The sequence below is a fragment of the Paenibacillus etheri genome, from assembly GCF_001012825.1.
GTDB lineage: Bacteria > Bacillota > Bacilli > Paenibacillales > Paenibacillaceae > Paenibacillus_AQ > Paenibacillus_AQ etheri.
In genome coordinates, this window is sequence record NZ_LCZJ02000016.1 from 40,009 (window position 1) to 62,556 (window position 22,548).

Here is a 22,548-nt window from a genome sequence, read left to right on the forward strand (position 1 = left end):
CTGGATAAGTTACAGGACATTGGGAGGAAACATAATGACAACTAATACAACACTTCATCCGGACGTAGAGATTGGTCTGGTGCAAATTAGAGTAAGTAATTTAGAGCGTTCGCTCACTTTTTATCAAAACGTCGTGGGACTAAGCATCTTGCGGCAATCTGGTCGTGAGGTGGAAATGACTGCTGATGGTCAGAATGTGTTATTAATCCTGCGGGAGATTGAGTATGCAAGGGTGCTTCGTCCGAACTCTGTGGCTGGGTTGTATCATTTTGCTATCCTTGTTCCGGATCGTCCGAGCTTGGGGCTCGTAGTGCGCAACTTGATCGCTTCGGGGATTGAAGTAGGCCAGGGAGATCATTTGGTGAGTGAAGCACTATATATTCAGGACCCGGATAATAATGGAATCGAGATTTATCGAGATCGTCCTAAGGATACATGGAAGTATGATGCGGAAGGGCATGTAGTGATGACAACGGATCCAGTAGATGTAGATGGATTGTTGGCAGCTTCTGAGGGTTTAGAATGGAACGGGCTGCCAGCTGGAACGGTGATCGGCCATGTGCACTTTCATGTAGGTAATTTAACTAAGGCGAAGGAGTTCTACGTTGATTTGCTTGGATTTGATCTAGTAGCTAATTATGGCAGTGCGGCAATGTTTATTTCAGCAGGTGGGTATCATCACCACATTGGATTGAATATTTGGGCGGGGCAAGGCGCACCTGTGGCACCTGCTGATGCAGTAGGAATTGATTATTTTACCTTACTTCTTCCAAATGATGAGGAACGCACGGTTGTAGTAGAGCGTGTTCAGCAGGCAGGTTACACCGTTGTAGAGGAGAATGGAGCTCCAACATTTAAAGATCCGTGGAACATTGGGATCAGACTTATAACGAAAAGTCATACGAAATAACTAAACACCAATCGTATTCATCTTTTTTTGGATAGAAAGAACTATCCATTTTTGTCCATTTATTTTATAATATTGGAAAAAGATGGACGGAAGGGTGAAGGTTGTTGGAATCATTCAAAATGGCGTATGTGATCCTTTGTCACAAAAATCCTGAGCAGATCAATATGCTAATCGATAATTTAACAAATGACTCCGTCGAGTTTTTTATACATGTCGATCAGAAAAGTGGTATTGAAGCTGACATTACTCACCGTAATGATATTCATTTTGTGAAAGAGCCTATTGATGTTCGGTGGGGACATTACAGTCAGATTGAATGTATTTTGAAGTGCTTTGCGTTGATCAAAGAACATGAGAAATTCAGTTATATCCATATCATAAGTGGTCAGGATCTGCCCCTTGCTTCAAATGAAGTTATTCTTGATTTCTTTAAAAAGAATCAGGGGGACGAATTTGTGAAGTATCTACAATTACCGAACGCTTCAGAAACGTGGGGATGTTATGAGAGGGTGTCGGTTTATTATCCTAGATTCCTGATCTCAAGAACCAGGCGTATGGCAGCTATTAGGATGAGGTATATTAAATTAGTAATGAACGCTCCATTCTTGCAAAGAAGGTTGGGTGTTCTGCCAAAATTGCTGTATAAAGGCTCGAACTGGATGTCCATTACAGGTGAATGTATGGAATACATCATGGAGTTCACTTCTACTTCTCCAGAGTATGTTAGATTTTTTAAGAACACATTATGTGGAGATGAAATCTTCTTCCATACGATTATTTTGAATAGTGCGTTTAAGGACAATGTACGGAGTGAAATTAAGAGGTATACAGACTGGGAAACGGGACCGGATTTTCCTAGAACACTAACGATAGAAGATTATGACCGGATCACTAGTAGTGGTACAGAATGCTTTTGGGGGAGAAAGTTTGATCTCGATATCGACAGAACCATCGTTCAGGAACTCCTTGATATAAACATTAAAGTAAAAACATCTTAAACACATGCAGGAGGACAAGCTTATGCAAATTGCAGTTGTAGGAGCAAGTGGAAAAGCCGGAAGCCGAATCACTCAGGAAGCACTAGATAGAGGCCATGAAGTTACAGCCATTGTACGGGATGCATCGAAAGTTGCAAATCGTAAGGCAAAGGTCATCGAAAAGGATGTATTTGCACTTACCGCTGAAGATTTGAAGGGTTTTGATGTTGTTGTGAATGCTTTTGGAGCACCATTTGGACAAGAGCATCTGCATGTGGATGCCGGAAATATGCTAATTGAAGCATTAAAGGATGCCTCTAATACAAGATTGATTGTAGTTGGAGGTGCAGGAAGTCTTTATGTAGATGAAGCTAAGACGCTTAAAGTGATAGATACCCCTGATTTCCCTGACTTTATCAAGCCAACGGCTACGAATCAAGGGAAGAACCTGGAGATCCTGCAAGGTACAGACTCGCTGTCTTGGACTTTTGTTAGTCCATCCGCCAATTTTGCAATTGGAACAAGAACAGGTTCTTATGTAAAAGGGAAAGATAATCTGCTGGTGAATTCCAAGGGCGAGAGCTATGTCAGCTATGAAGATTATGCGATTGCTATTGTAGATGAAATTGAACAGCCACAGCATATTCGCGAGCGGTTTACAGTTGTCTCGGAATCTTAAGTGAGTATAACTAGTAAGGATCGTATATATACAAGAAGGCAGAGCCAGATATCAGGGCTCTGCCTTCTTGTATATGCTTATACCTTTGCTTCAGCAATTTCAGCAATTCGTTTATTTATATCACCGCGATAGATTCCGCCATGATAGCAAATGACTGTATCAATCTCATACTCGGCGAACTTGGTTAGAGAGGATAAAGCTTGCTTCATGTCAGGCGTTGCCGAAGGAGTGGGGCCATGCAGCTCACCGCTTTGGACCGTTAGAGCATCCGCGGCAATTAGCGTACGGCTATCTTGATGGTATAGACTCAGATGTCCAGGGCTATGTCCTGGTGTATGGATAATCGTAATTCCACCGGCAAGAGGCAGTATTTCCCCGTGATCTAAGGTTTGATCTACTCTTCCTTTAGGGGGATGGGATAACACGGATAGGAAAGCGCGGCGCCATTCCTCTGGTACATGAGGGGGGATCATGGCTTCTGCCGCAGCTAAAGCTTCAGGGGTGTGTTTAAGGAGCATTCGCTCTCCTTCAATATAAGGCTTCTCGTTTTCGTGAGCCAGAACTGTCAGGTCTAGACATTCTTCTGACAGTAGATCAGTTAAGCTCCCGATGTGATCTAGATCTTGATGTGTGATGATTACGGTGTGTAGTTGTTCCCAAGGCACGTGGGCTTCTTTTAGAGCTTCTTTGAATTTAGGAAGCAGGCCCGGAAATCCGGTGTCGACAAGTACAGCAGAATTTTGATCCCAGAGCAGCGTGGGGTAAATGGTGTCATTTCCGCCCATAACCTGTACTGTAATCTCTAACATTTCTAATCCACTAGCAATATGCATAAGATCCCTCCATGATTGGTAATAAGAGCGATGCCGTTAGGCTAATGCATATGATACTCAAAATAAAAATATAGTTCAATAGACCAATTTATTATTATAACACAAATAAATACTTTTGTCAATATACATCTGATGTATTTTTTGTGGAGTTTCTAGACGAGCATGATCGCTAAGATCGCCTTAGGCTTGATTTTGCCCTCACCTGAATTTTTGCGATATAATAATCAAATAAAAATGGGAGCTGATGTGGTTTGGAGACATTTCTAGTTGTGCTCGTCCTACTGGGGCTTATTGCAATTTCTAACATCATAAACCGATTCATTCCCTCTGTACCGATACCGATAATTCAAATTGGTCTGGGTGTAATGGTTGTGTTAATGCCTTTGGGAATACATATGATATTGGAACCAGAGCTGTTCTTCGTATTATTTATTGCTCCGCTTTTGTTCAATGATGGGAAACGAACGCCAAGAAATGAATTGTGGAAGTTACGGGGTCCGATATTAATGCTAGCACTGGGACTGGTTTTTGCCACGGTGCTTATTGCTGGTTATTCGATCAACTGGATGATCCCAACGATTCCGCTAGCAGCTGCATTTGCTCTGGGAGCGATCTTATCACCGACAGATGCAGTCGCGGTCAGCGCAATCGCTGGAAGGGTACATCTTCCTAAGAGTATTCATCGCATTCTAGAGGGCGAATCATTAATGAATGATGCCTCTGGACTTGTTGCCTTCAACTTTGCCATTGCTGCGGCAGTTACTGGTGTATTTTCTTTGCCGAAAGCCTCCATCAGCTTTGTAGTTATAGCTGTAGGCGGGTTGGTTATCGGGGCATTATTGGCTTTTCTTCTGATTCGGCTAAGCGTAATTATTCGCAGACTGGGGATGGAGGATATTACAGTGCATGTGCTGCTGCAAATCCTAACCCCTTTTATTATCTATCTGATCAGTGAAGAAATAGGGGTATCCGGAATTTTAGCAGTGGTTGCAGGGGGGATTATTCATGCGGTTGAGAAGGACCGTGCTGCATCTCCGCAGTATAAGCTGCAACTGGTATCCGCCAGTACATGGTCTGTTCTGCTTTATGTATTGAACGGCCTGGTCTTTCTGATTCTTGGCTTATCTATTCCAGACGTTATTGAAGTGATCTACCGTGATACGGCCGTGGATAATCTTATGGTCGTTGGTTATGTATTAGCCATTACCATGCTGCTGTTTGTACTACGGTTTGTATGGGTGTATGTGTTCTCTTTAGTGGGATCTCGTCTGCGGAAAATGGAAAAATCGTCTGTTAAGTCACTATTAATCCTCACCATTTCAGGAGTGCGTGGAGCGGTTACCTTAGCAGGTGCTTTCTCGATTCCCTTTGTTCTTGGGGATGGATCGCCATTTCCTGAGCGTGATTTGATCATCTTTATCGCCGCAGGTGTTATTCTAATGTCGCTGCTGATCGCCAGTGTCTTTTTGCCAATCCTGGCAGGTAAAGGAGAGCCAGTTGCTGAATCGGGTGATACAGGAGCTGAGCAGGCGGCCAAGTCTAAGGTTATTGCTGCCGGTATAACCATGCTGCAAAGTATGATGACAGAAGAGAGCAAGGAATCCGCGCTGCCAGCTTTGAGTGAATTTAGAGAAAGGGTCCAAAGTCTAAACCGTGAGGACCAAGCGAATGATCCGGCACTCGAGGACTTCCGCCGACTGGGTGTTGAAGCAAGGATTGTGGGTCTGCAAGCCGAACGTAAAGAACTGAATCAATTGCTGGAGAACAATGAGATTCCCGCCTCAGTCGCTCAGAAGCTGGAAGAGTTCTTGAATCATAGTGAAGTCTTTCTAGCCAGAAGTCTGAATTCTCAAATCAGAATATCGATTACCGAGATTAGACGGCTGTTTGCGGGAATGTTCTCAGGACAGAATGAAGAGAAAACTAGCCAACAAATGCTTGAGCAGGCTGGGTGTGCTAGAGAAGCAAAAATCGCCATGGCCCATGCAGCTATAGCTGCTGTTAATGCGAGTAAGAATGAGAATAACCGAAGAGCGGCCGAGAAGATTGCAAGCAGTTATGAGCAGCTAATTTCACGCTTAGAGCAGGGGACAGGCTGGACAAAGGATGGTCTTGTTGATAATCAAAAGCTTGAAATGAAGCTGAAAGCCATTCAAGAGCAGCGGGATAAGGTGCAGCAAATGTACCAGGATGGAACTATTAACCGCAAGCTAGCCGTTAAATTACGCAAGTTCGTAGACCATTTGGAGACATCGATTTGGGAGGATTAGCTGTGCAGAACACCACGGCATCTTTTCATTCGGAGGCTTTATGTTTGGACGGAATATTTGAAACTAGCTTGTGTGGGTATAAGAATAGGACAGCATGCATTGCGCTTTATTCGCCAGCTATCAGAAAATCTTAGGGGGAATCGAAATATGAAACTCGCGGAAGCGTTAGTGAATCGAAGTGATCTAAACCGTAAAATCGCGCAGCTAAAGCAGCGGCTGGAGCGAGTCGTTAAGGTTCAAGAGGGTGAGGAGCCGGCTGAACGGCCAGAGGTTCTTTTGCAGGAATTAGAAAGAGCTGTGAATGAACAGACGATTTTGATCCGAGCGATTAATCGAACGAATTCATCCGTCGCTTTCAATGAGGATTGGAGTATTGCCGATGCGCTAGCGGAAAGGGACAAAATGCTACAGCTACGGAAGCTGTTTAGCGATTTGCTTGAACAGGCTTCCATTACTCAGGATCGTTACAGCCGCTCGGAGGTTCGTTTTCAGAGAACGGTGGATGTCGCTCAGATTCAGAAGCAGATGGATGAGTTGTCCAAGTCTTACCGTGAGTTGGATTTTAAGATTCAGGAGAAGAACTGGACGGTGTCCTTAATTATACTCTAGTAAGATTTACCACAGCAGAAGGTAACTGATCTTCATAAAGGTGAGCGCAACCCGCCAACAGGGGAAGTTGGAAAATCGACAGATGCCGGGCCATATCTGACTAAATTATAATTTAGCCCCGTACTGTTACAAATGTAAAGTGTACCTATTAATGTAACTACCAAGCGTTGATTTATGGAAGAACAGTGAGGGCGGGGACGGGGATATTTTGCTGTGGGTTAGCTTTTTCATAACATGAAGTGGCTCTATTAGGATAGGTATATTCGTCATATATAATGTGAAAAAATGTCGAATAATGTTGAAATAAATTGAATGAAATTTGCATTAACGGCCTGTTTTGCCTATATTCACGCTTGTTATCCTGTATAATTTACGAATACGCGGATCACTTAACCGCTGTTCAATTCTTAAGTTGATTATTCAGGATGAGCGTGTGATTCATTGGTCTGAAATTCGTGGCCCTTGTCTCCTCATTCATTCTACTATTCCTTTTTATGAGAGAGAGAAGTGACAAATGACCATGAAATCAATTGCCTGGGTAACCGACAGTACAAGTATCATAGATCCGGAATTCGCTAAGAACAATCATGTGTATATTATTCCGTTACGGATTATTATTAACAACGAATGCTATAAAGAGAATATAGATATTACGATCGATGACTTCTATGAGAAAATGCGTCAGCATGAAAAGGTAGGCAGTTCACAGCCTCCAATCGGTGAGTTTATCGAGCTATACGAACGGTTGAAGGCAGAATACGATGAAATTATCGCTGTTCATCTATCGTCTGAGCTCAGCGGCACCTATAGTGCTTCGATGCAAGGCGCTGAAATAGCGGAAGCCAATGTGATTGGAATTGATGCCAAGGTTGGCGCTTATCCGATCCGAGAAATGATCATGCGCGGTATATATTGGCAGAAGAAGGGCTTTACTGGACTAGAAATTAAAGTGAAGATTGAAAATATTATTGAGAATATGTCCTTTTATTTAATTCCTGCAAGCTTGACACAGCTTCATCGCAGTGGCCGTGTTTCTGGATCACAATTTGTACTTAGCCAATTGCTGCGTATAAACCTGCTGCTTCGTTTTGATGAAGGGAAGGTCGTTGTTGTTGAGAAAATTCGCACGATGAAAAAGACACAACAAGCGCTTTTGGATATATTTAAACAGGATGTAGGGCTTGTTAGCGATGTATGTATCATGCATTCAAATAATTTAGAGATGGCACTCAAGCTGGAAGAGGACATCAAAGCGATGGCGCCTGACTTACGTACAGAGATTATGACCTATATTCCTGCTGTGGCTGTTCATGCGGGTGAAGGTACTGTAGGGCTGTCCTGGATCAAGAACACTAGCATCAATAGTATTCATCCGGACGCTGCACCTTTAGCCTTCCCTGAAGCAGTACTTGTATAGAAATGAACAAAGAAATCGCTCCTTGGGAGATGGATGGGTGACCACCATTGTACCAAGAGGCGATTTCTTTTTTTTTGAAGAAGTATGCTGTTATTTGATTGCACGGCGCCGGAACATTTGTCCAATTACATCACTTAGCACGAGTCCAGCTGCAATGGCGCCGGAGAGCATTAATGCCCGAACAGCGATTTCTACAGCCAAAGTATAGTCCTCTTCCACAAATTTACGCATAGCATCGTAAGCGAGACCACCCGGAACAAGCGGGATAATACCGCCTACACTAAAAATAATAACCGGCATTTTGAAGGATCGCGCAAAAAATTGGCTGACGATACCCACTATTACACTAGCTGCAAACGTAGCTACAACAGGTCCGAACTCTACATCAAGAAGCACATACACCATCCAGCCCACCATTCCGGCAAAACCACACTGCAGTAGTGAGCGCTTAGGCGCATTAAATAGAATACAGAAGGTTGCCGCGGCGATAAAACTGGTTATAAGTTGCAAAATCATGAAGGGCTAACCTCTTTCACATGGATATTAAAATAGTGATAGTACAAGCCCAATGCCTGTACCGATCGCAAAAGCAGTTAGAAAGGCATCTGCTCCTTTGGATATACCTGAGACTAGATGACCGGCCATCAGATCACGAACGGCATTAGTAATGAGTAGTCCGGGTACTAGAGGCATAACGGAGCCGATAATGATTTTGTCCATCTCTTGGCCTATCCCCAGCTTTACAGAATAGAAGGCTAAAAGTCCGATCAGGAAGGAAGCGGAAAACTCTGCAAAGAATTTAGTCTGCACTAAACGATGCAAATAGATGACCGCAGCGAAGCCTAGTCCGGAAATCGGCAAGGCGGGGAGAGCATCCCACAAACTGCCCTTAAACATAACGGTGAAGCAAGCGCCTGTAAGGGCGGCTGCTAAGATCTGCAGCCATACGGGATAGACAGGTGAGGCTTCATCGACTTCTCCTAATCGTGCACGAGCTTCCTCAGCTGTAATCTGACGTTCGCTCAGACGCCGGGATATATCATTGACCTGCGATACCTTCTGCAGATCTGTTGTTCGCTCCGCTATCCTGTATAACTTAACAGGTTCTATTCTATTTGTGGTGAACATAATAACGGTTGGCGTCACATAACTGTGTGCTCCCGGGAATCCAAGAGATCCAGCCATTCGTGTCATCGTATCTTCGACTCTGGATGTTTCTGCACCATTCTGCAGCATGATCTTGCCAGCAAGAAGGCAGAGATCAACGATTTCATAATAGGTAGTGTTAGTGTTGCTCGTGCTATCCAACTTCTCCGGTCCTCCTCTGGAATGTGATTATCTATGTTTACATATTTCGATTGTCGCTTCATCTACGTGAAAATAACAACCCCAATATAGCATTATAAACGATATAGTGTGTATTTTAATATAGTTTTTATTTATAGTGACCACCGATCTTTCCAGATCTGTCCTTGAGCTGCCCGGCATCTGTGAAAGAGGCTGCTCGGCCAATGATCGTCTCCCCGTATTTATTCTTGAGGGCATCGGTAGCGCGTTCGAGTTCGCGATAGCGAGGGCGAGACTCAAATAGTGTTAGCTGGTACTGGCTTTCGTCAGATAGATTGGACAGGCTTAAGTGGATTCTACGCACAGGCTGGCCTTCCCAGTGTAGCTTGAAGAGAGAGAGGGCAGCCTCATATACCAGCAGAGTGGCATTCGTAGGGTCGCTCATAGTAGTCTGCCTTGAGAAGCCTGTGGGGTCATCAAAGCTGGCACCTTGGCAGCCGACAGACACGACCGCACCATGCACTTTCAATTTGCGGCAGCGTCTACATACAAGCTCAGACAGCTCAAGAATGATGATCTTAATATCTTGCAGCTTATAGTAATCCCGTGGCAGCGTCATTTGGTGCCCAACACTCTTGGGTGCGACTTCATAGGTACTTGGGCTCACGGGGCTGTCATCGATACCATTGGCTATCCGCCAATATAGCTCGGCATCGATATCGCATTTTTTGTGAAATTTCTCCCGCATGCGCCATTTTAGCTCGCTTAACGGCATTTGTGCCAAGTGGCCGATTGTCGTGATACCCATACTTTGGAAGTGGGCGGACATACGGCGGCCTACCATGAACAGCTCGCTAATGGGGAGGGGCCAGAGTACATCCGGAAGAACCTCCTTAGTGAGGGTGAATATACCATCATTGTTCTTCTTGGCCCACAGGTCACAGGCCATTTTGGCGGTAACCTTGGAATATCCAATGCCGATGCGCGCACGCACACCTGTGTGTCTACGAATTAGATCCTGAATGCCGGTAGCGATCTCCTTTGGACTGCCAAATAAGCTGAGGCTACCGCTGACATCAATAAACTGCTCATCGATAGAATAGGGCTCTACCTGGTCGCTAAACTTGCGTAGAATATCTGTGATTTGAGAGGAGACATCGATATATTGCTGCATATGTGGTCTGACCACGATGACTTGGGGGCATTTTGCTAGCGCTTCCTTTAGCGTCTCGGCAGTAGTAATGCCAAAAGATTTGGCTATAGGGCAGGCAGCCAGCACAATACCGCTCCGTCTAGCCGGGTCTCCAGCGACGATAAGCGGCTGGTTGCTGTACTGCGGATTAGAGGCTTTCTCCACGGAGGCATAGAAGCTTTGGCAATCAGATAGCATAATGACACGCTCTTTATTCATAGGTTCACACGCTCCAGGTGAGGTAGAGATACGTTAGATTTTTTCTCCTTATTATAATACGAACATATGATCGTGTATATTCATATTTATTTCCATTTATTTCGTCTCAAGTGTGCACAGACCCGTAGCCACACCCCCAGAGACAATCGTGAGGATGGAGTGAAAGAAGGTTTCTTTCGAAATCAGAAGTCCCCCCGCGCCGATAATCATAAAGTCGGTCAAAAAAATGATGAATCCAAGGTTCAGCGGAACATACCTTTTAATATATTGAGCGAGCAGATCGGTTCCACCCGTACTTGCTTTAAAACGCAGCATAATCCCAAGACCCGTTCCCATCAAAAAACCGCCAAGAATGGCGCTTGAAATGGAACCGAACTCAAAATAATACAGGAAGTGGAATTGAATGGGACCGAGAAGTTCAATCAGAAATGATGAGGTCAATAGACCAAGTACACTGTTGTAAAAGATATCGCGTTCCTTTAACCAAGCGAGCAGGAAGATAGGGAAGCTGCAGAGAATTATAGCTACGCCAATTTTAGCATCGAACAAATAATTGATAATGAGGGCTATTCCTATTATTCCCCCATCCAGGATTTTATATGGTACGAGAAAAAAATTAGTTCCCGCAGCAACGAGTAAGCTTCCTAAAAGGATGATAAGGTATCTTAATGGCCGCATATTTAACATCTCCACATTAAAGGCATGTCTATAAATATGCTTGTCACTTCAAAAAATTGCAGATGAACAAAAAAACCTGATTGAAACCAGGCTTAAAGTGTCTTATGTTACGTAGTGTGTGAGGGTTAGGGACCGAAACGCGTATTAGATACCAAGTACGCCAGACATGTGGTCCGATTAACGGGAGTAACGCTTGCGGAAGCGAAGCGGAGAGATTCCGATCTGCTGAGCAAATCGACACGAGAAGTAGGTTTGCTTGGTGGCGCTGTTGTGGTGGAGGCAGATGGACTACGTGTAGATCAAGAGGGCTGGAGTGGTGGGCTTTACAGCAGAGGAGAAAGCCCCCCTACGTCTTAGTACAGCCATTTCTATCTATTCTTACGCTCTGATTCTTAACCCTTATTCGCGGGCAATATTTTTTTATTAGAGAAGCCCTTTGCTGTTAACGCAGACAACTTTAAGGTTTAGGATAGCTGGGATTTACGCTTTATTGTATGCTATATTTGATCGGGACAAGGTAGCCGATTATTTTACAGAAAATATTGGAGGCATCACAATGAGTAAACGTTATCGAATTACAAGAGCTATGCAAAATGATGGAGGTTCAGCACAAACCATATCTTTAGAAGAGTGCAAGCAATATTTCGCGTCCAAATCTGATTTCACCTATACATCAGTTTATACAGTAGTAGGCGCTACTACGATGTCCATTGAGGGAGATTTCTTTATGTGGAGCTTTGGCGATGCTACAATCCCATTTAGGCATTATCAAGGCGATATTTACGTTTCTGGCAACAATGAAGCAGTGATCCCGAGAATGCTTGAGGTTGCGAGTGATTTAAGAGCAGATGTTGTGGAAGAATAAAAAAAGACCCCTGAGAAGTGTTCAGGAGTCATCTAGCGTTAATTATAAATCCGCTCATCGTTCAAGTGAACGGTTGAGCGGATTTTTTACATTAACCCAGTTCTACAACTACTTGGTGTACAGCACCGTCTCCAACTGGAGCGATGATGTTACCTTCTACAGCAACACCATCCAGAGTAAGACTAGCTACACCTTTGGAAACATGGTTCGGGTTCTTGATTTGAATCACGTAAGTATCTCCACGGAAGACACGTGTGATTTCAAAGCTGTCCCATTCAGTAGGAATACAAGGATCGATCTTCAGACCATTGAAATCCGCTTGGATACCAAGGATCGATTGAGTGATGGCTACATAGTTCCAAGCAGCAGTACCAGTCAACCAGGAGTTTTTAGCTTCCCCGTGACGAACGGCATCTTTACCTGCGATCATTTGGGAGTAGACATAAGGCTCTGTGCGGTGAATTTCGCTGATATCCTCCAGGTAAGCAGGAGCAATTTTAGCGTAAATTTCAAACGCTCTGTCGCCATGTCCAAGTACAGTTTCAGCGATCATGATCCAAGGGTTGTTGTGGCAGAAAATACCGGCATTTTCTTTGTAGCCCGGAGGGTACGTAGAAATTTCACCCAGGTTCAGATAGTACTTGGAGTATGGTGGCTGTTGCAACACGATACCGTAATCGGTATCCAAATGCTCTTGTACCGAAGATAGAGCTTTTTCAGCTTGCCCATTTTCCACACCGATACCGGCCATTACGCAGATACCTTGTGGCTCGATGAAGATTTTACCTTCTTCATTTTCTTTGGAACCGATCTTGTCGCCATAGTGGTCATAAGCGCGCAGGAACCAGTCACCGTCGAAGCCATGTGTAAGTGTGATTTCACGCATGTTGTCAATCTTAGCTTCCGCATCTACAGCAACTTCGTTAAGTCCGCGCATCCGGCAGATTTCAGCATAGTCAGGACCAACGAAGACGAACAGACCTGCGATAAATACGGATTCAGCTACGCGACCTTCGATGTTGGCAGTCGTTTGGAAAGATTCACCTGGCTCAGTAGAGAAGCAGTTCAAGTTCAAGCAGTCATTCCAGTCTGCGCGACCGATCAGCGGCAAGCCGTGAGGTCCGAGATTATTAGTTACATGCTCGAAGGAGCGTTTCAAGTGCTCGAACAGAGTAGCCGTGTTATCCGGATTGCTGTCAAAAGGAACTTGCTCATCAAGAATCGAAGTATCGCCAGTTTCTTTAATGTAAGCAGCCGTTCCCAGGATCAGCCAAAGCGGATCATCGTTAAAGCCGGTGCCGACTTCATTGTTGCCTTTTTTGGTGAGTGGTTGGTACTGGTGATAGGCACTACCATCTTCAAATTGTGTAGCGGCGATATCGAGAATACGTTCTTTAGCACGTTCTGGGATTTGATGAACAAATCCGAGTAAGTCTTGGTTGGAATCGCGGAAGCCCATACCACGGCCAATACCGGATTCAAAGTAGGAAGCAGAACGGGACATGTTGAAGGTAACCATACATTGATATGGATTCCAGATGTTAACCATGCGATCCAGTTTCTCGTCGCCGCTTTGGATTTGATATTTGGACAGCAGGTTATCCCAGTGAGCAGCAAGTGCCGCGAGTGCAGCATCGACTTGTTCGTCTGTAGCAAATTGCTCGATCATAGCTTCTGCTGGTTTTTTGTTGATAACGTTCAAGGCTTCCCATTTATCTTCTTCAGGGTTCTCGATGTAGCCGAGTACAAAGATGAAGCTTTGCTCTTCGCCTGGTTCAAGCGTAATATTCAGTGCATGTGATCCGATAGGGGACCAGCCGCTAGCTACGGAGTTAGTAGGTTCACCTGCAACTACAGCTTGCGGGCTTTCCAGACCGTTGTACATGCCTACGAAAGCTTCACGGTCAGTATCGAAACCAGCGATTTCTTTATTTACGGAGTAGAAAGCGTAGTGATTTCTGCGCTCACGGTATTCTGTTTTGTGATAGATAACGGAACCTTTCACTTCAACCTCACCAGTGCTGAGATTGCGTTGGAAGTTGGTCATATCATCTTGTGCATTCCAGAGACAGAACTCTGCAAAAGAGAACAGTTTCACGGATTTTTTAGCGGAGCCAGTGTTCTTCACTACAAGACGATGTACTTCAGCATTATGACCCATAGGGACAAAAGCAAGCTGGTTCACAGAAATTCCGTTCCGTTCACCAGTAATGGAAGTGTAGCCAAGACCGTGACGGCATTCGTAGAAGTCGAGATCACGTTTTACTGGCATCCAGCCTGGAGTCCAGAAATCACCATCGTCATAAAGATAGTAGTAGCGGCCGCCAGTATCCAGTGGGATATTGTTATAACGGTAACGGGTCAATCTTCTGAGACGAGCGTCTCTATAGAAGGTATAACCACCAGCTGTATTAGAAATAAGTCCGAAAAATTGCTCATTACCAAGATAGTTAATCCAAGGGTAAGGTGTTTTAGGTGTGTTAATTACATACTCTTTACGAGTGTCGTCAAAGGTTCCGAATTTCATGTGAGAAAGTCTCCTTTCGATTGTGAACGCGCGTTTATAAGTTTCAGAAAAAATTCCCTCGAGGGAAGGGATTTTTCTCAATGCTTTCAAGCAGGTCAACTAGAACAATAGTTTTGATACCGAATCATAGCAGCTTCACGGAAAAATATGTAGATTTCTTCAGCGAAGGAATGATCTTAAGCTATTTCTTCGGCGGTTGACAGGAATCTCTCTCCACTAAACGAGCTGGAAAGCTGATCGTGCTAAAGGTCGGCTGCTGTGAATCACACAGCCCGATTACTTTTTCCACTGCAGCCTTGGACATTTCATAGATCGGCAAGCGTACAGAGGTCAGCTTTGGCTGAATACGAGATGCTAACTGAATGTCATCAAATCCGGCAATGGAGATATCCTCAGGGACAATGATTCCGTGCTCGGAGAACGCTTCCATCGCTGATATAGCCATATCGTCGTTGGAGGAGAAGAAGGCAGTTGGCAAAGGTTCTCCAGAAGCAAGAAGCTTCGTAACCTCTTCGTAAGCAGTCTCCTTCAGAAAATCACCTTTCAGGATAAATTTCTCATTGATAGGCAGGCCATGCTTCTTCAGTGTATCCTCATAGGCAGTATAACGCTCTCGACCAGAGTACGTATTCATTTGCCCACAGATGATGCCGATTTCTTCATGACCCAGAGAGATCAAGTATTCAATCACTTCTGTGGTGCCCTCGTAATCTTTGGAATTCACAATGGCCAGATGATTGCGGTCAAGATGCTCCGACATAATCTCAGAGATATCGTAATCAATTAATACGAGAGGAGAGTCGAGCCCTACCATTTCTCGGACGATATTAATATCCTTCTGAGTGCCGACAATGATACCGCCGTCAATCCGTTTTTGTAGAAAAGCTTGCTTTACCTTGATAAAATCGTCGGGAGAGTACACCGTATGAATCAGTACATAACATCCGCGGGCATTCGAGGTGTCGACTACGGCATCAACGAATGGCGCAAAGTAATTGTTCTGATAAATTCGGGTGGTATTCTCCTTTTCGTTCATACTGATGGCGAAGAGTCCGATCGTATCGGTCTTCTTACCGGCTAAAGCCCTTGCAAAGCTGTTCGGTTCGTACTGATGTTGCTCAATCACCCGCAGCACTTTGGCCCGGGTCTCTTCAGGGACGTTGGAATAGTTGTTGATCACGCGGGATACCGTGCTTCGGGAAACCCCGGCCAACTTAGCTATATCTTCGCTGCGCATGTTTTCCCTCTTTTCATAAACGCGCGTTTATGAGTTTATTGTAAGCGAAAGCATAGTATAAATCAATCGTAAATAAAAAGAAATTTGTGAAGAAGGGAAGAAACTAGTTAATAGTTTGTATAAGATTTTTGCGGAGAAAGTGCATTGAAAGCTATAAAAGTCATGCTACTATTGTGATAATGATTATTGAGAATGATAATCAATGAAAATATAGCATTGGAGTGAAGGGATAATGGTAAGATGGGGTCGGAAGTTTTTGTGGTCAGCAGTGCTTATTATGGCATTGACCGCGCTGGCGGCATGCGGAACGAATAGCAATACTACGAAAGATAATGTTGCAAAAACAGAGAATGCAGAGGAATCAACCTCAGCTAGCAGCACACCGAGCGAAGGAAGTGGAAATGCTTCAGAAGAGGCTGAAACTCGGACGATTACAGGGGAATTCGGAGATGTTGAGATTCCAGTCAACCCTAAACGGGTGGCCGGGATTTACGTTGAAGATTATTTAAAGGCATTGGGAATTACCCCGGTGGTTCAGTGGTATCATCCAAGCTGGGGCAAACAGGATTACTTAAATCTCGATGTGCCAGAATTTGATATCACCGGAAGCTTGGAAGCGTTGTTGGAGCAAGACCCTGACTTGATTATTGCGGACGGAGGCGCGGATGCGGCGAGGTATGAACAATATTCCAAGATAGCACCAACTTATCGTCTCCCAGAGGCGGCGCTGCTGGACTCAAGACAAGTGCTTACATCGATTGCAGATGCGCTCGGTATTCCGGAGAAGGCTGAGGCTGTACTCGCCGAGTATGATCAGAAAGTGGCAGATGGAAAAGCTAAACTGCAACAGGCTCTGGGGCAAGAAAAAGTAGCAGTGATCCGGCTCAACGTAGCGGATAAGACCTTTGCCTTGTTCGGTGTTAAAAACCGTTTTATCGGTGTGATTTATTCTCAATTTGGCCTGACACCCGTGCCTATGGCTGCAGAAATGACCGAATATCAATCTATTATTTCCGAAGAACTTATTCCTCAGCTCGAAGCGGATCATATCATCGTGTTCCCTGACAACGGGGGCTGGGATACTGAAGGGAATCAGGAAGCGATCCAAATCCTTGATGGCCCGTTGTGGAAGAGCCTGCCGGCGGTGAAGAACGGGAATATTTATAGAATGGAACGTTCCCACTGGCAGACTGGTGCCATCACGGCCAATTCAATGAAGCTTGATGACCTGCTGGAAGCTATGGTGAAATAAACGGCAGCCGCTGTAAGGAAAAGCAAAAAGGAGGTCTATCAGCACCCTTGATAGACCTCCTTTTTTGTTTTAAACTGAAGTGAATGAAAATGGTTCTCAATTGGGGGCGGAAGAATGACAAAAGATTTGCAAGGCAGCAATAGAAGGAAGTTATTCTATAGCTTGATAAATATAGAAACCCAATCCCTGTCAGGAAGCGGACAGAGTGAGGTGTTTCAGGATCACACCCTAATCATTGTATCGGAAGGACTGGGGTTTGTTGAGGCCGAGATGAGGCAGTTTCCACTGGAAAAAGGTACTGGGTTCTTGTTCGAACCAGGGCTATTAAGCAAAATCAATGCCGAGGAGCGGGGACTTAGCTTTTATAGGCTTACTTTTGAAATGATCGAAACCGGGGAAAACAGGCAGAGTGAAATAGAAAGAAGGACTAAAGAGGACATCCTTCGATCTGGTTTGCAAAGCTGCAGACCCTTTTCACAATGTAAATTACTGCTAGAGGCTATCTATAATAGCCGTAGAAGTACAGATGAGATCGAATGGTTCGCAGGCCATACGCGATTTCAGGAGCTGCTGCTGTTAATCATGCGTGCAAATTCCTCTGTCGTTCAGATCACGGGTGATCATGAGGCAATCCAGCGTTCCATTCACTATATGGAGGAACATTATAATCAAGCTGTAACCGTCGATCAATTGGCTGAAGTTGCAGGCATTACACGTGCACGCTACACACAAACTTTTAAAGAAGTGACAGGGCGGATTCCCTTGGAACATTTGAACGGGCTTCGTATCGAAAGGGCGCAGCAGCAGCTACTGCTAACGAATGACCGTATGCATGATATCGCTTTATCCGTCGGGTATAGTAATGAGTATTATTTTAATCGGCGTTTCAAAAGATCGGTTGGTGTTACTCCCGGTCAATACAGAAGCTTCCATCAGGATGGACTGAGGGTGTTTGCTCCTTTTTTGGAAGATTACCTATTGGCTCTGGATATTACTCCTGTGGCGCAATATTCTCATGCCGAGTGGGGGAAACAAGAGTACCTGGCTCTTCACAATGTTCCTGCGGTAGATATTTCGAATCGTAATTGGCAGGAGCTCTCCCGGTACACACCCGAATTGATCTTGCTGGATAATGGCTTTCATCGTTGGCATCTGGAGGAATGCAGCCGGATCGCTCCGTTGTTCAAGCTGCCTGTTCATCAAGAGGATTGGCGTGCCACATTGTATTCCGCAGCAGCGGTCTTTGGCAGAACGGAACGTGTCCAGGAAGTGATCGGCAATTATGAGCATCAGGCACAGCAAGCCAAGCAGGTGCTTACCCGTTCCGTTCATAGTCAGACTATAGCTTGTTTAAGAATCTCAGTCTACGGAATCACTCTCTATGGATGTGAGCATTTGGGGTATACAGGAAGCGTGCTTCATCATGATTTGGGTTTGCAACCCCATAGCTTGGTTGGGAAGTTGACCCGTGGAAAGAATCGAGTGAACCTGACAAAAGAAGAGCTTGCCAATCTGACTGCGGATCATTTGTTCATTACCTTTGATCGGCTTGAAGGAGGAGGACGGGAACTGCTGGATACACAACTCTGGCGCAGCTTGCCTGCTGTGCGTAACGGCTGCGTATATGAGGTGGATTTCATGGCCTGGATGAATTACGGCGTATTGTCGCATCAGCGTAAGATTGAGGATGTATTAAGAGCGTTAGGATAAGTCAGAAACTAGACCAGATAAAAAAGAGGACAATAAGTGCCACTATACTGCTGACGCGGGTCATTAATAAATAAGCCTCACTCGGCTCAACGTCACCTTTGATCATCCAACCGTATCTCATGTACCATCCGAATCGTGGGAAAAAGATGTTAAGTAGCGCTAACAGAATAAAGAGGAAAATAAAAAAGTCCATGATTTATCACTCCTTTATGTAATGTATACGCGAGACTGTATGGAGGGTGTCCCGACTCTTGTGTGAGTTTCCATATATTTATTTAAGCTTAAGCAATATAGACTGATAAAAAATGGAATTGCTTAAGGAGCGGATAAATCTTATGGGACATACGGGTCTTTTTTTCGGAGGGGGAGTAGGTGTTTTGTTCTTTTTAATTTGGTTGATATCAATTGGATTGGGGGTCTACTTTTTTGTCTTGCTTGTAAAACTGGCACGTAGAGGAATAGTGGCTTTAGACTTATATATCTACGCTAAGAATCGTGAGATCCGTACTCAATATGAGTCAGTGCAAGGCAGATCAGATGAAATTCAAGGTCATTAAATGATCAAATAGAGTATGAAATACCCTAGCCACCTTATCAGGTAGTTGGGGTATTTTTATGGAAATATTCAGAACTATGCTACCGATGAGGTGTGTTTAGCGGCGTACTGTTGTGTTTACATAAAAAAGAGTTCGTTAAATAAAAAACGGTTTTCAAAATATAAAGGAGGAATTGATCGATGTCTAACCAATATAACGATGCAAGATCCTACCACTCAGTACACCAAGGCTGGACCTGAATTTCAACAGCAGCAACAAGAGCCGGGGCTCCAGAAGAAGATGAATCCCGTACCTGATACAGGTGAAGATACCTATCAAGGCACCGGACGTCTGACTGGACGTAAGGCGCTAGTTACCGGAGCGGACAGCGGTATAGGTCGTGCTGTGCGATTGCTTTTGCTCGTGAAGGCGCAGATGTTGTTCTATCCTACATGCCAGAGGAAGAAGAGGATGCTAAGTAGGTCCTCAAGTTGGTGCAGGAAGCAGGACGTACCGCAATCGCCATTCCGGGCGATCTGAAAGATGAGGATTACTGTGAACAACTCGTCGATACTGCGGTTAAGTAGCTGTGAAGCATATGCAGCCGGGTAGTACCATCAGAAACACGTCATCCATTCAAGCCTATAACCCCTCGCCTATCCTATTGGACTACGCAACGACCAAGGTTGCGATCAATACATTCAGTAAATCACTCGCTCAGCAAGTTGCCGATAAGGGGATTCGATTCAATGTAGTGGCGCCAGGTCCCGTATGGACACCTCTTCAGGTGGTGGGTGGGCAACCAGTGGAAGTGCTGAAGGAGTTCGGTGCGAGCACACCACTAGGTCGTCCGGGACAGCCTGCAGAGATGGCTCCGGCATATGTATTTCTTGCTGGCCAGGAATCGAGCTATATCTGCGGCGAGACACTGAATGCAACGGTGGAACTCCAACTCCATAGAATGTTTAGCGAATATGAATATTGTAAATACCAGCGAATCTTATAAAAGTACTCTACTAATTTTAACTGTGGGGTGCTTTTGTTTTTACATAGAAAAAGGAGTATTATAGAATTTGATACTTTTTATCCCATTATTTTCATGGAATATGATCTACAACGGATCAAGATTGTCGAATACATAGTTTTCCTGCGATTACCCGAGAAATATTTGAGTGGGTACAAGGTTTGGAGTAGACCATATAAAGAATTAGGAGCTGTATTATGCGTAAAAAGAAACTGGCAATACTCATCATTTCCTTTGTTCTAATCATGACGTGTTTTTCATCAGGAGCAGTTTTTGCGGATAAAGGAAATGGAGCTGTAATGGATAGTGGAACAAAGGAAAGGCTAATGAAAAAGTATGATCTTGATGAGCCTGAACCCGCAAATCCAGCAGAACATTGGAGTCAAACTGATTTTGGAGTCAGTAACCCTATTGCTATATTTGTAAGTATCAGTAGGTTGTATCTGAGTCCATATGTTTTTGCAGCGCAAGAAATGATTAATCATTTGATTGATCGAAGCGGTCAACGCAAATGATCCATATGAGGGCCGTTTTTAAGGGGTTAAGTTATTCGTTCGCTTTTAAAATATCAGATAGAATCGCTTGTAGCTCTACAGCCTGTTCGTATGTGGCGAACCATCTAATGAATAGAATTTTTTTACTGCTTAATAATTTGTCCCAAATTCGTAAATCCAGCTTTGCTTTATACGATGGGTAGGTTGTAGACCAATCTTTACCCAAGGTGACTGGAAAATCATGTACAGAGATGATGTTATAAAAGGTGTCCCGAATATAATAGGATTTCACTAAAGCATTTCAGGTTCTATTCAATTATATACACCGCTTCCTAGGAATGATTAGACTTTAAGAAAGTAGAAGAAATATGGATGATATATTCTGCATAATAAAGAGCAGCAACTTAACTGCTCTCTGAAAATATTGATAGCGTTGTAGCATCAAATAGCCGCTAATACTTGAAGTTTTTTTACGAAACACCACTTTAAAACCAACGTCATTGTCTAGCAAGCAAGCTAAGGCGGTGTTAAGTAACCCATTGGGTCTCAAGCTAGTTCGACAAGGCTCGGCATTTCCAATGATGCGGACAGAAATAATCCTACGTGCAGATCCACGAACCAAAGGATTTCTGCTCCATGTGATCAATACTAAATCAGGCTACAAGCAGTAGCTTACTGGCTGGCATCAGTAAATCATTCGGATAGTATCCGAGGAGTGTATGGACTAAAAACGAGAGTTCTCTTATTTAATTTAGGTGACTCGCATAAACATGGATGATTACAAGAGAGTATATATTCATAACTCCGTACGTCTGAGCAAGTATTTGATCAAATATCAAATCCTTTTTATTTTCGTTTATAAGAAGCTAAATATCCAAACTAACATATCAAAGTAATGAAAAGAGGTGAAAGTATGATGCGGGGAGTAATTGTTGAAGGATTGTCTACCACAGGAAAAACATCAGTATTTTCTGCAATAAAGAGATTTCATAGCAGTGAATCATACAAAAGTGAAAAAACGATAATTGCAATAAGTGAACACTATTCGCAAGTATTGCATTCTTTCCAAGGTGTTTTAAGAGCGATGGACAAGGATGAACATATCCAGCTTTTAAATCGTCATGTTGACTATCTTGAGCAGCAAAACAAGTGGATGGATTCACTTGGCCATACCAAGACATCTCATGGTGTATTTTATCTTTTAGAGAGGTTCCATTTAAATCATCGGGCGGCATTTATAGATTCGACTGAAATTAAGATATTGGAACAACGTCTATCCAGGCTGAATGCACAAAATATACTCTTAACCTTATCTCCGGAAGCTGTTGCATCCAGATTTATTGAAAGTCGTGGCGAAGCTTGGAAATCATATGTAATGGAAAATCATTCTTCAGTTGACGAGGCATGTCAGAAGTTTTTACATAATCAGGAGAGACTCCGTTTATGTGCGAAGGAATCTTTAATACCCACGTTAGAGATAAACACAGACGAAGCTGATTGGGATTCATATGCAAAACAAATCCTCATGAAATTAAACGAGGGACGATGAGTATTATATAAAGGAAAAGATTCTTTTAATATGGGGGATCCGATGAGGAAAGGGAAACCGATTAAAAAGAAGGTTAACTACCAGTGGATAAAGCATTGTTTTTATTTTGACTATAATTTTCTTTTCTACTAGCAGCTTCTCAGAAATCTTACGTTATAATTTCACAAATGACTTAAGAGGGGCAGACTCTGATGAAACGATCCAGCTTATTGCCACAAGAATAAAGTAGTTGTTGAAATCTCAGCATTTATAAAAAATCCCTACAACCAGGGTGGTTGGCAGG

The 22,548-nt window shown here is 43.9% G+C and carries 22 protein-coding genes and 2 pseudogenes; 14 read left to right on the forward strand and 10 right to left on the reverse strand.

The genetic code is table 11. From position 1 onward, the window contains the following. Positions 1-34: 34 nt before the first annotated feature. From UQ64_RS03860 to UQ64_RS03870, 3 genes are all read left to right on the forward strand, one after another. Entirely contained in the window at positions 35-910 is an 876-nt protein-coding gene (locus UQ64_RS03860) for a VOC family protein (protein WP_060622198.1), read from the forward strand. A gap of 104 nt (positions 911-1,014) precedes the next feature. Further along, positions 1,015-1,908 (forward strand): beta-1,6-N-acetylglucosaminyltransferase, encoded by an 894-nt coding sequence (locus tag UQ64_RS03865; protein WP_156417440.1) that lies wholly within the window; start codon positions 1,015-1,017, stop codon positions 1,906-1,908. Between the two features lie 22 nt (positions 1,909-1,930). Continuing rightward, positions 1,931-2,566, forward strand: a complete 636-nt coding sequence (locus UQ64_RS03870) for an NAD(P)-dependent oxidoreductase (protein WP_060622200.1) — start codon at positions 1,931-1,933, stop codon at positions 2,564-2,566. A gap of 77 nt (positions 2,567-2,643) precedes the next feature. On the opposite strand, the gene UQ64_RS03875 is transcribed toward UQ64_RS03870, so the two are convergent. Beyond that, positions 2,644-3,399: an MBL fold metallo-hydrolase gene (locus UQ64_RS03875; RefSeq protein ID WP_060622201.1), complete on the reverse strand. Its 756-nt coding sequence runs from the start codon at positions 3,397-3,399 to the stop codon at positions 2,644-2,646. 251 nt (positions 3,400-3,650) lie between these two features. On the opposite strand from UQ64_RS03875, the gene UQ64_RS03880 reads away from it, so the two are divergent. The 3 genes from UQ64_RS03880 to UQ64_RS03890 all read left to right on the forward strand — a co-directional run bounded on the left by UQ64_RS03880 (position 3,651) and on the right by UQ64_RS03890 (position 7,695). Further along, a complete protein-coding gene (locus UQ64_RS03880) occupies positions 3,651-5,669 on the forward strand; it encodes a Na+/H+ antiporter (protein ID WP_060622202.1) in 2,019 nt (672 codons plus the stop codon). Between the two features lie 147 nt (positions 5,670-5,816). Further along, a complete protein-coding gene (locus UQ64_RS03885) occupies positions 5,817-6,278 on the forward strand; it encodes a DIP1984 family protein (protein WP_060622203.1) in 462 nt (153 codons plus the stop codon). Between the two features lie 514 nt (positions 6,279-6,792). Continuing rightward, complete coding sequence (locus tag UQ64_RS03890; protein WP_342447571.1) at positions 6,793-7,695, forward strand: DegV family protein; 903 nt, start codon at positions 6,793-6,795, stop codon at positions 7,693-7,695. Positions 7,696-7,785: 90 nt separating this feature from the next. Here UQ64_RS03890 and UQ64_RS03895 read toward each other — a convergent pair whose 3' ends face one another. The 4 genes from UQ64_RS03895 to UQ64_RS03910 form a co-directional block, all read right to left on the reverse strand. After that, complete coding sequence (locus UQ64_RS03895) at positions 7,786-8,211, reverse strand: threonine/serine exporter family protein (protein ID WP_060622204.1); 426 nt, start codon at positions 8,209-8,211, stop codon at positions 7,786-7,788. A gap of 27 nt (positions 8,212-8,238) precedes the next feature. Next, complete coding sequence (locus UQ64_RS03900; protein WP_060622205.1) at positions 8,239-9,003, reverse strand: threonine/serine exporter family protein; 765 nt, start codon at positions 9,001-9,003, stop codon at positions 8,239-8,241. A gap of 127 nt (positions 9,004-9,130) precedes the next feature. Further along, entirely contained in the window at positions 9,131-10,393 is a 1,263-nt protein-coding gene (locus UQ64_RS03905) for a DNA polymerase IV (RefSeq protein WP_060622206.1), read from the reverse strand. A 96-nt stretch (positions 10,394-10,489) separates the two neighbouring features. Beyond that, positions 10,490-11,080 carry a YitT family protein gene (locus UQ64_RS03910; protein WP_060622207.1) on the reverse strand — a complete coding sequence of 197 codons (591 nt, stop codon included), beginning with the start codon at positions 11,078-11,080 and terminating at the stop codon, positions 10,490-10,492. Positions 11,081-11,239: 159 nt separating this feature from the next. Here UQ64_RS03910 and UQ64_RS30655 point away from each other — a divergent pair, with 159 nt between their 5' ends. Further along, complete coding sequence (locus UQ64_RS30655) at positions 11,240-11,428, forward strand: hypothetical protein (RefSeq protein ID WP_156417441.1); 189 nt, start codon at positions 11,240-11,242, stop codon at positions 11,426-11,428. 199 nt (positions 11,429-11,627) lie between these two features. Then, a complete protein-coding gene (locus UQ64_RS03915) occupies positions 11,628-11,936 on the forward strand; it encodes a hypothetical protein (RefSeq protein WP_060622208.1) in 309 nt (102 codons plus the stop codon). A gap of 91 nt (positions 11,937-12,027) precedes the next feature. On the opposite strand, the gene UQ64_RS03920 is transcribed toward UQ64_RS03915, so the two are convergent. The 3 genes and pseudogenes from UQ64_RS03920 to UQ64_RS32525 all read right to left on the reverse strand — a co-directional run. After that, entirely contained in the window at positions 12,028-14,463 is a 2,436-nt protein-coding gene (locus UQ64_RS03920) for a glycoside hydrolase family 94 protein (RefSeq protein ID WP_060622209.1), read from the reverse strand. Positions 14,464-14,644: 181 nt separating this feature from the next. Continuing rightward, on the reverse strand, positions 14,645-15,499 hold the full coding sequence (locus tag UQ64_RS03925) for a LacI family DNA-binding transcriptional regulator (protein ID WP_280818150.1): 855 nt from the start codon (positions 15,497-15,499) through the stop codon (positions 14,645-14,647). Between the two features lie 72 nt (positions 15,500-15,571). Then, positions 15,572-15,703: pseudogene (locus UQ64_RS32525) on the reverse strand (LacI family DNA-binding transcriptional regulator); the annotation flags it as partial. Positions 15,704-15,932: 229 nt separating this feature from the next. Here UQ64_RS32525 and UQ64_RS03930 point away from each other — a divergent pair. Together UQ64_RS03930 and UQ64_RS03935 are read left to right on the forward strand one after the other, a co-directional pair. Further along, positions 15,933-16,952 carry an ABC transporter substrate-binding protein gene (locus tag UQ64_RS03930; RefSeq protein ID WP_060622211.1) on the forward strand — a complete coding sequence of 340 codons (1,020 nt, stop codon included), beginning with the start codon at positions 15,933-15,935 and terminating at the stop codon, positions 16,950-16,952. A gap of 114 nt (positions 16,953-17,066) precedes the next feature. Next, on the forward strand, positions 17,067-18,662 hold the full coding sequence (locus UQ64_RS03935; protein WP_060622212.1) for an AraC family transcriptional regulator: 1,596 nt from the start codon (positions 17,067-17,069) through the stop codon (positions 18,660-18,662). Between the two features lies 1 nt (position 18,663). Here UQ64_RS03935 and UQ64_RS03940 read toward each other — a convergent pair whose 3' ends face one another. Further along, positions 18,664-18,855, reverse strand: coding sequence for a DUF6199 family natural product biosynthesis protein (locus tag UQ64_RS03940; protein WP_060622213.1), 192 nt, complete (start codon positions 18,853-18,855; stop codon positions 18,664-18,666). A gap of 142 nt (positions 18,856-18,997) precedes the next feature. On the opposite strand from UQ64_RS03940, the gene UQ64_RS03945 reads away from it, so the two are divergent. The 3 genes and pseudogenes from UQ64_RS03945 to UQ64_RS03955 all read left to right on the forward strand — a co-directional run bounded on the left by UQ64_RS03945 (position 18,998) and on the right by UQ64_RS03955 (position 20,737). Beyond that, entirely contained in the window at positions 18,998-19,219 is a 222-nt protein-coding gene (locus UQ64_RS03945; RefSeq protein WP_060622214.1) for a hypothetical protein, read from the forward strand. 198 nt (positions 19,220-19,417) lie between these two features. Beyond that, positions 19,418-20,204: pseudogene (locus UQ64_RS03950) on the forward strand (SDR family oxidoreductase). 215 nt (positions 20,205-20,419) lie between these two features. Then, the gene (locus UQ64_RS03955; RefSeq protein WP_060622215.1) at positions 20,420-20,737 is read left to right on the forward strand and encodes a hypothetical protein; all 318 of its coding nucleotides are present in this window, start codon (positions 20,420-20,422) and stop codon (positions 20,735-20,737) included. 31 nt (positions 20,738-20,768) lie between these two features. On the opposite strand, the gene UQ64_RS29850 is transcribed toward UQ64_RS03955, so the two are convergent. Continuing rightward, positions 20,769-21,008, reverse strand: coding sequence for a DUF1796 family putative cysteine peptidase (locus tag UQ64_RS29850; protein WP_082650967.1), 240 nt, complete (start codon positions 21,006-21,008; stop codon positions 20,769-20,771). Positions 21,009-21,611: 603 nt separating this feature from the next. On the opposite strand from UQ64_RS29850, the gene UQ64_RS03960 reads away from it, so the two are divergent. Then, positions 21,612-22,265, forward strand: coding sequence for a hypothetical protein (locus UQ64_RS03960; protein ID WP_209445706.1), 654 nt, complete (start codon positions 21,612-21,614; stop codon positions 22,263-22,265). The last annotated feature ends 283 nt before the right edge of the window (positions 22,266-22,548 follow it).

Coding starts and splice junctions, on each gene's coding strand:
- UQ64_RS03860 (WP_060622198.1), top strand. CDS start 35: ATGACAACTAATACAACACTTCATCCGGACGTAGAGATTGGTCTGGTG.
- UQ64_RS03870 (WP_060622200.1), top strand. CDS start 1,931: ATGCAAATTGCAGTTGTAGGAGCAAGTGGAAAAGCCGGAAGCCGAATC.
- UQ64_RS03875 (WP_060622201.1), bottom strand. CDS start 3,399: ATGCATATTGCTAGTGGATTAGAAATGTTAGAGATTACAGTACAGGTT.
- UQ64_RS03885 (WP_060622203.1), top strand. CDS start 5,817: ATGAAACTCGCGGAAGCGTTAGTGAATCGAAGTGATCTAAACCGTAAA.
- UQ64_RS03890 (WP_342447571.1), top strand. CDS start 6,793: ATGACCATGAAATCAATTGCCTGGGTAACCGACAGTACAAGTATCATA.
- UQ64_RS03895 (WP_060622204.1), bottom strand. CDS start 8,211: ATGATTTTGCAACTTATAACCAGTTTTATCGCCGCGGCAACCTTCTGT.
- UQ64_RS03905 (WP_060622206.1), bottom strand. CDS start 10,393: ATGAATAAAGAGCGTGTCATTATGCTATCTGATTGCCAAAGCTTCTAT.
- UQ64_RS03910 (WP_060622207.1), bottom strand. CDS start 11,080: ATGTTAAATATGCGGCCATTAAGATACCTTATCATCCTTTTAGGAAGC.
- UQ64_RS03915 (WP_060622208.1), top strand. CDS start 11,628: ATGAGTAAACGTTATCGAATTACAAGAGCTATGCAAAATGATGGAGGT.
- UQ64_RS03920 (WP_060622209.1), bottom strand. CDS start 14,463: ATGAAATTCGGAACCTTTGACGACACTCGTAAAGAGTATGTAATTAAC.
- UQ64_RS03925 (WP_280818150.1), bottom strand. CDS start 15,499: ATGAACGAAAAGGAGAATACCACCCGAATTTATCAGAACAATTACTTT.
- UQ64_RS03930 (WP_060622211.1), top strand. CDS start 15,933: ATGGTAAGATGGGGTCGGAAGTTTTTGTGGTCAGCAGTGCTTATTATG.
- UQ64_RS03935 (WP_060622212.1), top strand. CDS start 17,067: ATGACAAAAGATTTGCAAGGCAGCAATAGAAGGAAGTTATTCTATAGC.
- UQ64_RS03940 (WP_060622213.1), bottom strand. CDS start 18,855: ATGGACTTTTTTATTTTCCTCTTTATTCTGTTAGCGCTACTTAACATC.
- UQ64_RS03945 (WP_060622214.1), top strand. CDS start 18,998: ATGGGACATACGGGTCTTTTTTTCGGAGGGGGAGTAGGTGTTTTGTTC.
- UQ64_RS03955 (WP_060622215.1), top strand. CDS start 20,420: ATGCGTAAAAAGAAACTGGCAATACTCATCATTTCCTTTGTTCTAATC.
- UQ64_RS03960 (WP_209445706.1), top strand. CDS start 21,612: ATGAAAAGAGGTGAAAGTATGATGCGGGGAGTAATTGTTGAAGGATTG.